The 11028-nt window shown below is 57.5% G+C and carries 14 protein-coding genes and 2 tRNA genes; 7 read left to right on the top strand and 9 right to left on the bottom strand.

What is annotated here, in order from left to right:
- The first annotated feature begins 71 nt into the window (after positions 1-71).
- Positions 72-707 carry a V-type ATP synthase subunit D gene (locus tag PYRFU_RS09775; RefSeq protein ID WP_014027516.1) on the top strand — a complete coding sequence of 212 codons (636 nt, stop codon included), beginning with the start codon at positions 72-74 and terminating at the stop codon, positions 705-707.
- Between the two features lie 7 nt (positions 708-714).
- On the opposite strand, the gene PYRFU_RS10090 is transcribed toward PYRFU_RS09775, so the two are convergent.
- Positions 715-1515, bottom strand: coding sequence for a D-aminoacyl-tRNA deacylase (locus tag PYRFU_RS10090; RefSeq protein ID WP_244403946.1), 801 nt, complete (start codon positions 1513-1515; stop codon positions 715-717).
- 71 nt (positions 1516-1586) lie between these two features.
- Here PYRFU_RS10090 and PYRFU_RS09765 point away from each other — a divergent pair, with 71 nt between their 5' ends.
- Positions 1587-1829: an Lrp/AsnC ligand binding domain-containing protein gene (locus tag PYRFU_RS09765; RefSeq protein ID WP_014027514.1), complete on the top strand. Its 243-nt coding sequence runs from the start codon at positions 1587-1589 to the stop codon at positions 1827-1829.
- 59 nt (positions 1830-1888) lie between these two features.
- Positions 1889-2029 (top strand) — tRNA-Pro (locus tag PYRFU_RS09760).
- Between the two features lie 3 nt (positions 2030-2032).
- Here PYRFU_RS09760 and PYRFU_RS09755 read toward each other — a convergent pair.
- Both PYRFU_RS09755 and PYRFU_RS09750 read right to left on the bottom strand, forming a co-directional pair.
- The gene (locus tag PYRFU_RS09755) at positions 2033-2344 is read right to left on the bottom strand and encodes a signal recognition particle protein Srp19 (RefSeq protein WP_014027513.1); all 312 of its coding nucleotides are present in this window, start codon (positions 2342-2344) and stop codon (positions 2033-2035) included.
- Between the two features lie 4 nt (positions 2345-2348).
- Positions 2349-2876 (bottom strand): MogA/MoaB family molybdenum cofactor biosynthesis protein, encoded by a 528-nt coding sequence (locus PYRFU_RS09750; RefSeq protein ID WP_209442495.1) that lies wholly within the window; start codon positions 2874-2876, stop codon positions 2349-2351.
- A gap of 118 nt (positions 2877-2994) precedes the next feature.
- Here PYRFU_RS09750 and PYRFU_RS09745 point away from each other — a divergent pair, with 118 nt between their 5' ends.
- Positions 2995-3498, top strand: a complete 504-nt coding sequence (locus PYRFU_RS09745; protein ID WP_014027511.1) for a hypothetical protein — start codon at positions 2995-2997, stop codon at positions 3496-3498.
- 193 nt (positions 3499-3691) lie between these two features.
- Positions 3692-4399 (top strand): nitroreductase family protein, encoded by a 708-nt coding sequence (locus PYRFU_RS09740; RefSeq protein WP_014027510.1) that lies wholly within the window; start codon positions 3692-3694, stop codon positions 4397-4399.
- Positions 4400-4459: 60 nt separating this feature from the next.
- On the opposite strand, the gene PYRFU_RS09735 is transcribed toward PYRFU_RS09740, so the two are convergent.
- Positions 4460-4795 (bottom strand): hypothetical protein, encoded by a 336-nt coding sequence (locus tag PYRFU_RS09735; RefSeq protein WP_014027509.1) that lies wholly within the window; start codon positions 4793-4795, stop codon positions 4460-4462.
- A 12-nt stretch (positions 4796-4807) separates the two neighbouring features.
- Between PYRFU_RS09735 and PYRFU_RS09730 the strand changes: the two genes are divergently transcribed.
- Entirely contained in the window at positions 4808-5401 is a 594-nt protein-coding gene (locus PYRFU_RS09730; protein ID WP_014027508.1) for a tRNA(Phe) 7-((3-amino-3-carboxypropyl)-4-demethylwyosine(37)-N(4))-methyltransferase, read from the top strand.
- A gap of 67 nt (positions 5402-5468) precedes the next feature.
- On the top strand, positions 5469-7298 hold the full coding sequence (gene lig / locus PYRFU_RS09725; RefSeq protein WP_014027507.1) for a DNA ligase: 1830 nt from the start codon (positions 5469-5471) through the stop codon (positions 7296-7298).
- A 3-nt stretch (positions 7299-7301) separates the two neighbouring features.
- On the opposite strand, the gene PYRFU_RS09720 is transcribed toward lig, so the two are convergent.
- The 5 genes from PYRFU_RS09720 to PYRFU_RS09700 form a co-directional block, all read right to left on the bottom strand.
- Positions 7302-7379: transfer RNA gene (locus PYRFU_RS09720), tRNA-Val, on the bottom strand.
- Between the two features lie 319 nt (positions 7380-7698).
- The gene (gene lysS, locus PYRFU_RS09715) at positions 7699-9150 is read right to left on the bottom strand and encodes a homocitrate synthase (protein ID WP_209442524.1); all 1452 of its coding nucleotides are present in this window, start codon (positions 9148-9150) and stop codon (positions 7699-7701) included.
- A 253-nt stretch (positions 9151-9403) separates the two neighbouring features.
- Positions 9404-9805 carry a 30S ribosomal protein S11 gene (locus tag PYRFU_RS09710; protein WP_014027504.1) on the bottom strand — a complete coding sequence of 134 codons (402 nt, stop codon included), beginning with the start codon at positions 9803-9805 and terminating at the stop codon, positions 9404-9406.
- 13 nt (positions 9806-9818) lie between these two features.
- On the bottom strand, positions 9819-10376 hold the full coding sequence (locus PYRFU_RS09705; RefSeq protein WP_014027503.1) for a 30S ribosomal protein S4: 558 nt from the start codon (positions 10374-10376) through the stop codon (positions 9819-9821).
- Positions 10377-10390: 14 nt separating this feature from the next.
- Entirely contained in the window at positions 10391-10846 is a 456-nt protein-coding gene (locus PYRFU_RS09700) for a 30S ribosomal protein S13 (RefSeq protein ID WP_014027502.1), read from the bottom strand.
- Between the last annotated feature and the right edge of the window lie 182 nt (positions 10847-11028).

Raw genomic sequence — 11028 nt, 5'->3', positions numbered from 1 at the left:
TCTAGTCGTGAGTTGAGGGGTGGACCCGTTTTATACTGGATTCGACTAGCGCCTAGCTGCTGGGGTAGTGCTTGGCGCTTGAGAGGAAGGTCCTCCCAACGAAGATTAACCTGATACGCCTGCGCCGCGAGTATCGCGCTATACGTCGTATCCGGCGTGTGCTTGAAGAGAAGCGTGACGTCCTCCTACTATACATTCGTCAAAGTATAGACGAGTATGAGGAGAGCTACAAGAAGGTATCGGAGGCTTTGATGCGGGCTTACGAGGAGTTTATGATGGCGTCTGCCGAGGCGGGCTTCGACCCGATACACGCGTTCGCGCGCACAGTATCCCCCGAGTTGCGCGTTGACATTCAAGAGAGGGTGCTGTTCGCTGTTCGCGTCCCAGCTCTCAATCTGAAACACGAGACCATCCCGAAGGTGCTGCCTAGCCCTCTGCGCACTGTCCCGAGGCTAGTGTTCGCGAGGAAGCTGTTGATAGAGGGTCTGGAGTCGATGCTCAAGCTCGCCGAGACAGAGATAGCCCTGAGGAAGCTGATTAATGAGCTACGCGAGACGCAGAGGCTGATAAACGCTATCGACAACCAGATCATACCAAGGTACGAGAAGACGATCAAGTACATAAAGCTGGTTCTAGACGAGCGCATGAGGGAAGAGGTAATCCGCCTAAAGATGCTGAAGAGAAAGCTAGCCGTAAAGAGGAGGTAGAGCCTTCTCAACCCCTCTTCTCAACCTCGATACCCAACTCGTTGGCTATCCTCTCGACGAGCCTCCTTGCCGCGCCCGGTACCTTAGCAGCCACGGCTTTCTCAACCCTCTCGACACTCTTGGTCATCGATTGGCGTACCACATTCTCTGTGACACTCCGCAACACGTGCTTGGACAGTATGTGAGCATAGCAATAGCCCTCCTCCAGGAGGAGTCTAGTGTGTAGCCTCGGGTAGTGCGTGTCACCGAAACCCGATGCTATGGTGCTGCACTCGCAGCCCCGGAACCCCTCCTGAGAGATTATAGTCTCGTAAAGGGTCTCGGCGAGGGCGCGGAGAGCCCTCTCGTCCCTCCACGCGGCTTCAGTGCTACCCACCTCGATGAAGACGACTGGTTTAGGCACCCTTGTGGGCCCATGGTGTGTCGCCTCAAGGGTAACCTCGTACTTCTCTAGCAACCCTAGTCTAGCTGCCACCGCGCGATAGGTGCGTAGCAGGGCAGCGGCTAGACTCGGCCAAGCCCACTCGAGGGTCTCCGGCTTGCCTCCAAGGATAGCCTCACGGGTAGGGTTACCGGTGTGGTGCACACTCAGTGTAGGCTTGCCGCTCGTGGAGGCGTGCCTAGAGATAATCACGTAGCCGTCGTACCCTGGTAAGATGTCGTCAAGATTATCCAGGTATGGGGTATCGGCCTCCAGCCCGACGACAGTGCAATCCCGCGAAGGGCATGCATCGACGCTATACTCTCTCGAGAGTATGTCGGCTACCCCCTTGCCAACGGGGTCAACGAGACTGTACACTATCTTCACGCGTCTCAAGAACACCCCCGGGCATGCATTCAAAACCCACGCGACTATTACATGAAGGTTGGTGCCGGCCCTTGCCGGTTGCAGCCTTCGTGCTCCTGCTTGTACAGGTGGGTAAAGAGTACGAAATAGCTGAGCAGATAAAGGAGGCTGCTAAGAAGGCGGGGGTTGACGCCGAGGTTTACGTCGTGTATGGCGAGTATGATATAGTTGTTAAGGTGCGCGCCGAGAACCTCTCACAGATAGACATGTTTGTCACCCACATACGCCGCCTGCCAGGCGTAACCAGAACGGTAACCCTGATATCATCTGCGTGACCATGTAGTTTTTAAGGGGGCGCGCCAAGGTCACACCTACAGCATGGAAAGGGTGTGGTGGGCCCGTCGTCTAGCCTGGACTAGGATGCGGGGTTCAGGGAGCCCGGTCGGGCCCCTGCCCGACTCGGGACCCCGACCCCGCGCGTGCGGCGGGGCGGGACTCCCCGTGATCCGGGGTTCAAATCCCCGCGGGCCCACCACACCTATCTCCTAACCATCCTTCTCTCCTCACGTATCCTCCTGATCTCCCTGGCAATAGCCTTCAACGTCTCCAGCTTTGAGCCGAGCTTATCCACGACCACCCTCTGTCTATCCTCCCACCATGCTCTAGGGTACCTGGCCTCCTCCACCTCAGGGTTCAACCCGAGCCTCTCGGCGGCCTCCACGATCTCCTCTACGCGGGGCCTCGGGACTGCATCCTTACGCGGTATCTTGCGCCCCTGGCCCCGCGACTTGGAGGCATCAATATAAGAGGGCCAGACTACTACGCGCTTACCCCTATACTCTCTGCTCAACCTTCTACTCCCTCCTAGCCTCGTAGACGAGATGCCCAATAATGTCTAGTATTATCCCGAGTGCTGTTCGCGTCGCGTCTGGAGACCCTGGTATCACGAACACGGGACGCCTATTGACTATGAATGCCTCGGCGCGGGATAGTATCGCACGCATGCCGGTACTCTCTAGGCTCCTTCGTCTGAACTCCTCCCCGAACCCTGGCAGCCTTCTATCTGCTATCCTCTCCACAGCGTCTACAGAGATGTCGCGTGGCCTCGGACCCGTACCACCACTAACGATTACAGCGTCTATGTCGTCGCGTACAACGAGCGTCAGCACGGCATGCATGATGAGGTAGATGTTGTTTGGCGCTATGAGCCTTGCGAGCAGCTTGTGGCCACGCTCCTCTAGCACGCTCTTAACGAGAGGTGTAACCCTATCCTCTATCTCGCCTCGATAGACGCGGTCGCCGGTCACCACTAGGCCGAAACCAACCTCTTTCACACTACCCTCGTGGCCCACGCTAGAGCACCAGTACGGCTTACCACTCACCCGGTGTAATACCTGGCGCCCCTCCTCCCTCATAACTAGCCTCGTGTTGGGCCAGGGTTCTCTTTATATACAATGGTCTCCTCGTGCAACGTTAGTGGAGTGGGGCAGGGTGTAGAAAATGGCGGAGGAGAAGAAGGTCACATACCAGATAATCCTGCGCAAGCGTGCACGTGGCGCCGAGGTAGTCTACCGTAGGAACGGTGAGGCACTACTACACATGGGTGGCCGCAGCGCCGAGAAGATATTCCGCGTGCTAACCGAGGAGCTTGAGAAGCTGGGTGTCGCGAAGCCAGCCTCTAAGACTGAGGTCGAGGAGAGCTACGAGATAGCCCCGGAGCACGGTACCACCGTTGCCGCCTACCTGCTGCTCGTGAGGCGTAGCAGGAACCCGGACAAGTGGATACCAACCCTACGCGAGATAGTCGAGGGCAAGTACCCAGGCCTGCCGCAAGCCCTCGGTAGAGTGATAGACGCGGCAATCGAGGCCAGCAAGTACACGCCGCTTAAGCCCAAGAGGATAAACACCGTGATAGCCCCCAAGATAGCCGACGCGTTCAGCGCGGGCCTCAAGAGGCTAGTCGAGAAGATGGTCAAGATGTATAAGCAGGCTGCACAGAAGTAAGGCTAGATCGCCCCTTCAAACATGCTTTTTAAAAGGCCGCTTGCCTCTCCCGCTTCATTCTAACCATCGGCTGGCTCGCTGGTCGCGCCAGCGCACCCAGGCGCGCTAGTAAACGCGCATCGCAACATAGTGGCAAAAAGGGACAGTCTTGTGTAGGAGGGGCGTCTCTATCCAAGAATGGTGGCCGGTTGGCATGGCCTCCTGTCGTGATGTGATCGCGAGGCACGTGTCGATTAGGCGCTTCAAGCCGGATCCCATACCAGAGGATGATCTGCGTGAAATACTCTGGGCGGCCCAGAGGGCACCCTCAGCATGGGGCCTGCAGCCTTTCAGCGTAGTGGTTGTGCGCGATGAGGGTACGAGGGCTAGGCTTGCGGAGGCTGTAGGCGGCCAGAGGTATGTGGCGGAGGCCCCGGTGTTCCTAGCGTTCGTGGCCGACTATGGTAAGCTACTCGAAGCTATGCGTATGGCAGGCCTAGAGCCCGGCGAGGTTACGCTAGGGCATCTTGTCATTAGCCTGGTTGACATTGGTATAGCCTCGGCGTGGGCTACGATACGCGCCGAGGAGCTTGGCTATGGTACAGTCTACATCGCGTTATACTCCTCTTGTAGGAGGGTGGCCGAGGTATTATCGCTGCCGCCGCGTACCCTCCCGGTAGTCGGCCTGGCTATCGGCAAGCCGGCTGAGCAGCCAGCAACGCGCCCGAGGCAGCCGCTTGAGGCGCTAGCTTGGATGGACACAGCACCCGACGCCAAGAGGGCGGCGGAGTTGATAATTGGAAGCGAGTTCAACCAGAAGTTCTCAAGGGCAGCTAGGTTAACACTCGCTCCGGGTGCCTACTACGAGAAGGTTGGCGCAGAGATAATGGAGTGTGCGAAGAGACTCGGCTGGAGGATTTAAAGGAGAAGAGGGACGCAAAACACACGGTGATGAGCGGATCACGGAGGCGAGGCTCTCTACCTATGCGCCGGTGAGCGCCGCATCCTTGGCTGACCTGCACCTCTCCTCAACCATTCTCACGAGACGCTTGTAGAGCATCGAGGCCAGCATCGAGGCTGGCTGTGCAACGAGCCTCACGCTACAATCGCCTGTTTGCACGATAAGAGGATCCTTGGAGACAAGCACGCAGCCTCCATGCTCCTCCAGGATACGCTCTACGATGTTAAGTGCCTCGTCGGGGCTTCTTACGTGCTCGATGAGGCGCCGTAGATCCCCGCAGGTATCCACTCCACGGGTCTCGACGCGCACGTCGAAATAGGCACCCATGAAACCCAGTCTACCCTCGTAGCATTTCACGAGGCGCCCGCTTTGCCCCTTCACGGTGATGCGTGCCTCCAGGAGCTGAGGAAGAGTAACCTCTGGAGGTTGTATATTGATTCGGAGTCTGGCAGGCTAGACCCGGATGTGAAGCCGCTTCTCTCCAAACTCTGGGCTAGGGGCTATGTGACGGTGAGCAGTTGCAGTGGGCGCATAGCGCTCAAGGCGACGAGGACGGGTATTGAGGACAAGAGAGGGGGCGGAGTCCTCAGGGCGTGGCATGTGGAGCCACCTACTGTGGATGATTTGTGGCGCCTGGCTTCCAGCGCGGCCAGCGAGTACAAGATAGTTTGGGTTAGCGTTGAGCCGCCCATAGTAGCGCTGTACGCGTCATCGAGTAGTGACGCGGAGATGCTCGTAAGGGCGGCTGTCTCCGCGGGCCTCAAGTATAGCTGTTATCGCTCGTCGAGCTGCGGCTTCTATGTGGTGCTGCGTGGCGAGACGCGCCTAGACATACTCCTAGCTGTGGATGGCGAGCTTGTGCTTGATAGGGGTGGGCTCGAGAGGGCGTACAGCGTTCTCCTGGAGGTGTTTAAGCGCGGCAAGAGAGTGCTGCATCGGCTGGTCCGCGCGGTCGACTGGTAGTACGACCTGGTACCTTGGGTTTTAGAGGGTCGAGGGGCTCTACCCGAAACGGGGGTATCACTAGGCTATGCCCATGCCCTTTAGCATACTAGCAGAGACCTTCGAGAAGCTAGAGAGGACTACCAGCAGGACACAGATGGTCCTCTATCTCGTAGACCTCTTCAAGAAGACGCCCCCCGAGACCATCGACAAAGTGGTGTACTTCCTCCAGGGTAAGCTATGGCCGGACTGGAAGGGGCTACCCGAGCTAGGCGTGGGCGAGAAGACGCTCATCAAGGCGGTCTCCATCGCGCTCCACGTCCCCGAGAGGACCGTGGAGGAGCTTGCGAAGAGGCTTGGCGACCTAGGCTTAGCGGTTGAGAGGTTGAAGAGGGAGAAGGAGAAGGGAGCCAAGGCGGTAGGTCTACTCGCTTTTATGAAGCAACCATCTAGCGGCGAGTCAACCCTCACAGTCGAGAAGGTGTATGATACCCTCGCGCGTGTCGCGTTGACGACGGGTGAGGGCAGCAGAGAGCTGAAGCTGAAGCTAGTCGCCGGTCTGATAGCGGAGGCCTCTCCCCGTGAGGCGAAGTACATAGTCAGGTTCATTGAGGGTAGGCTTAGGCTTGGTGTTGGCGACGCGACGATAATCGAGGCATTGTCAATAGTCTATGCCGGCTCAGCTGCGATGAAACATGTTGTCGAGAGGGCTTACAACCTGCGCGCCGACCTAGGCCTAGTGGCCAAGATACTGGCCACGCAGGGCGTAGAAGCGGTGAAGAACATCAAGCCAGAGGTGGGCATCCCAATACGCCCGATGTTGGCGGAGAGGCTGAACAACCCTGTCGAGATACTCAAGAAGCTAGGTGGGAGGGCTCTAGTCGAGTACAAGTATGACGGCGAGCGTGCCCAGATACACAAGAAGGGAGACAAGATCTGGATATTCTCGAGGCGCCTCGAGAACATAACGAAGATGTACCCGGATGTCGTCGAGATGGCGCTCAAGGGCATCAAGGCCAACGAGGCTATCGTGGAGGGGGAGATCGTCGCGATAGACCCGGATACCGGGGAGCTCCGACCCTTCCAGGAGCTAATGAGAAGGAAGAGGAAGCACGACATACACATAGCGATGAAGGAGGTGCCGGTGGCCGTCTACCTCTTCGACATTCTGTATCGCGACGGCGAGGATCTCACGGTGAAGCCTCTCCCCGAGCGCAGGAAACACCTAGAGGAGGTGCTAGTCCAGAGCGACACCTGGAGGCTAGCAGAGCACATCTACACCGATAAGCCGGAGGAGTTAGAGCAGTTCTTCCTACGCGCCATAGAGGATGGCGCCGAGGGAGTAATGGCCAAGGCGGTGCACTCCAGGAGCATCTATCAGGCTGGCGCCCGCGGCTGGCTATGGATAAAGTACAAGCGTGACTACAAGAGCGAAATGATAGACACTGTGGACCTGGTGGTAGTTGGCGCCTTCTACGGCAAGGGTAGGAGAGGCGGAAAATTCGGTGCATTACTAATGGCCGCCTATGACCCCGACACAGACACGTTCAAGACAGTCTGTAAAGTCGGCAGCGGCTTCACAGACGAGGACCTAGAGAGACTCAATGAGATGCTCAAGCCCTACATAATACCACATAAGCATCCTCGCGTAGACTCAAAGATGAAACCGGATGTCTGGGTCCAGCCAGCTCTCGTCGCCGAGATAATAGGTGCAGAACTGACCCTATCACCCATACACACCTGTTGCCACGGCTGGGTAAAACCAGGTGCAGGAATATCCATAAGATTCCCAAGGTTCATCAGATGGAGGCCAGACAAGAGCCCAGAAGACGCGACAACAACCAAAGAACTATACGAGATGTACAAGAGACAACTACACAAGATAGAGGAGAAGACAGCAACGCGAGAGGCAGCGTGACAATGGTGGGGCCGCGGGGATTTGAACCCCGGACCTCCGCCTTGTAAGGGCGGCGTCCTAACCAGGCTAGACGACGGCCCCTCACACCATCAACCAACGGCAATACACCACCAGCTATAACCTTTACCCGCACCACAAGACCGACAATATCAGCCATAGCACGTCGAGGTTGCCCTCGTAGTATCGGCGTGGCCATGCTAGGCGTGTGTGGTACTCGCATGTTGCTTAACTAGGCAGAGGTTAATCCAATCGTCTGTCCAACTAGGGTTTTCGCCGCGATTCTAAACCAGGTGATAACTGGGAGAGTGGCGAGAAGGATGGATATCGTGCAAGTTAGTAGGAGTGTGCTGCGGCGTACAGGTGTATAGATGGTGCGTAGACAATGGGTGGGTTGGGGTGGTTAGGCTTCTTTCTGCTCTCCCGTGCTCTTCTTGAGTATTAGCATCGTGTATGTCGATTGTACGCCTGGTATGGTGCGTACCTGTTCTATCACTTGGTTTAGTTGTTCAGTGTTCCTGGCTTGTATGCGTAGTACTATGTCGTTATCGCCTGTCACCTCCATTACCTCTGCGACGCCTGGTATGATGCTTAGCCTTCTGGCTATGGATGTTGTGTATACGTTGCTGTTCGTCTTTACGAGGACTATGGCTTCTACGCCTCTTGGGGCTGTTAGCGCTAGTGGCTTGCCCATTACCTCGCTCGCTATCTCTAGAAGGTCCTCGTCGCGCAGGTAGCGTATGTCGGGTCTTGCTTTAATCCTCCTTACTATCTCTTCAAGCTCCTTGTCGGTGACCGTCACGCCTAGCTTCTCGAGCCTGGCTTTCACAGCCTTCTTGCCAGTGTACTTGTCTATCACGTAGTCTCTGGTTCTCCCCACCATCTCTGGCGGGTAGGGCTCGTAGGTCTCGGGGTTGGCGAGTATACCAGCGACGTGGACTCCGGCCTTGTGCGTGAACGCGTTGTCGCCGACAACCGGTGTGTTTGGCGGCACGGGTATACCCGAGTACCTCTCGACCAGCCTGGATAGCTTCGGGATGAGCTTCAAGTCTATAACCTCGATTCCGTAGTGCACCTTGAGCGCGACTGCCGCCTCGTGGAGCGGGGTTATTCCGGCTCTCTCGCCCAAGCCGTTCACAGTAACGTGGATTATGGTGGCGCCTCCCTCTACAGCAGCGAGCGAGTTGGCCGTCGCGAGGCCGAGGTCATTGTGTGCATGTACGTCGAACTCTACTCCCGGGGCGTCCCTGGTTAGGCTCTCGAACAACCTCCTCATGAAGGCAGGTGTGGCTATCCCCACGGTATCCGCTATTGATACCCTATCCGCCCCGGCATCCCTAGCAGTCTTCACAACCTCTACGAGGTAATCGTAGTCGGCCCTGGTGGCGTCTTCCGCCGTAAATCTAACCTTCACACCGTGCTGCTTCGCGTACTCCACCATCTCTCCTATGATTGAGAGGGCCTCCTCGCGCGAAACACGGTGCTTATACCTAAGGTGGATGTCGCTAACGCCGTAGAAGATGGCTATGCGGTCTGGCTCCAGCTCCGCTGCAACCTCGATATCCCTCTTGACGGCTCGCGAGTGAGCGACTATCTCTGAGCGTATTACGCCCTCCTTCTTCAACTGGATTATCCTCTTGACAGCCTCGTAGACATCTGGCGCGACGGCAGGATGACCAGCCTCAATCATCTGTACGCCAGCCTCGCTGAGAAGCTTAGCTATCTCGACCTTCTGCTCGACGGTGAAGCTCACGCCTGGAGTCTGCTCACCCTCACGGAGCGTGGAGTCTAGCAGCCCAACGCGAATGCGCTCCGGTTTTGGTCCGCCTATGCCCCACTCCTCGCGGCGGATCATACCCTGCAACCGGAGGCACGCTCAACCCGCCACACCATATATAGGGTAGCTCTCGGCGCGGCACAATCCGCTTGATTGCCCATGGCCCCTCCCTCTAGGATCGTAGACGTTGGAGGCGTGTACGATACCCTGGGTATGGTGTTGTGGAGGGTGAGAATGAGGGAAACTGGCAGGTGTCGCTGGCGTGAAGGATGTGGTGCGGGGCTCGACTGTAGGATTGTAAGAAAAGCTGGTATGGAGCGTGTAGTGCGTTTTAGACACGGCGTCCGCGGCGGCCTCCTGGGCGCCTGGTGGTATCGTGTGGTATCGGGGTGACGTCCTCGATCCTGCCTATGATGAAGCCCATCCTTGCTAGTGCCCTGATGGCTGCCTGGGCGCCTGGGCCTGGCGTCTTTGGTCCGTGGCCTCCAGGGGCGCGCACCTTGATGTGGAGAGCCATTATGCCCTTCTCCATCGCTTCTTGACCGGCCTTGCTGGCTGCTAGCATTGCGGCGTAGGGGCTTGGCTTCTCGCGGTCAGCCTTGACGACCATGCCTCCGCTAGCTCGAGATACTGTCTCGGCTCCCGTGAGGTCGGTTATGTGCACTATGGTGTTGTTGTAGCTACTGTAGATGTGTGCTACACCCCACTTTATCTCCCTGGATGTGAACGCCATGCTCTCTCACCCCTCACCCTGCAGCCTCAGCCCCGCCCTCTTGACTCTGCTGGCTGGGGGCCTGCTGGGCCTGCTCCTCCCTCCTCTTGGCGAATGGGCTCGTCGGCGCATAGTCTATGAGGTCCTCCTCGTCACGCGGGACTAGGTAGCCCGGCGACCTTATCCTCCTACCGCCGATTGCGATGTGGCCATGGACTATCAGCTGTCTGGCCTGCCAGATGGTCCTAGCGAGGCCCTTCTTGTAGACTATCGTCTGGAGCCTCCTCTCAAGGAAGTGCTCAGCAGTCAAGCCGAGAACGTCGTCAAGCGTCGCGTTCTCAGGGAGTACACCCATACGATACAGCTTGCGTAGCAGCTGCTCCTCCTCCTTCTTGCGCACATCCTCTGGGAGAGCTAGGAGGCGGCGAGCACGGTGACGGAAGTACCTTGCCAGCGTCTCAGCCTGCCATATCTCCTTCTTGTTACGCAGGCCATACCTACCGATAAGCTCGATCTCGCGCAGCAGCCTCTCCTTAATCCAGGGGTGACCGGGCGACTCCCACTTCTTACGTGGCTTCTTCGGGTCACCCACTCGTCACCACCCCGCTACTTCCTCCTCTTCGAGACACCCACAGTCATACCAGTACGGCCGGTTGTCCTCGTCCTCTGGCCCCTAACCTTTAGACCCAGCGCGTGGCGGATACCCCTCCACGACTTGATCCTCTTCAATCTCTCAATATCCTGCCTAGCATAGTAGATCAACTCGGCGCCAATGAGGTGCATGTCGCGGCCAGTCTCATAGTCCTTCCTCCTGTTGAGCATCCAGGACGGGATCCCAATGGCCTTTGGATCCTTCAGCGCCTGCTCGATCTTTTGTATCTCGGCGTCAGTTAGGTAGCCCGCCCTCTTCTCCGGGTCGATACCAAGGAGTCTGCAGAGTGCATAAGCGAACGTTATGCCGACACCCTTTATCTTAGCCAGGGCGAAGGGAACCTTCAACCTACCATCGAGATCAGTACCCGCGACACGCACTATGTGCCTAAACTGCTGTTGCTGCGACACCTAACCACCCACGAAACGCTCGCCCCACACCAGCCCCTCTTAAAACTACCATTGTATAAGCGGGGTCGGGCGCCACAGTATTCAGCACCCCGTCTCCCTCAGGGGGGCAAGTCGTCGTCATCCCCGGATCCAGGGTCCCGGGGGAACGCCTCATTTACTCTCACCTGGGTCCCCCAGCCGCG

This window comes from Pyrolobus fumarii 1A (genome assembly GCF_000223395.1).
GTDB lineage: Archaea > Thermoproteota > Thermoprotei_A > Sulfolobales > Pyrodictiaceae > Pyrolobus > Pyrolobus fumarii.
The sequence above is the reverse complement of the archived record's forward strand: the minus strand, read 5'-3'. Positions and strand labels throughout refer to the sequence as shown.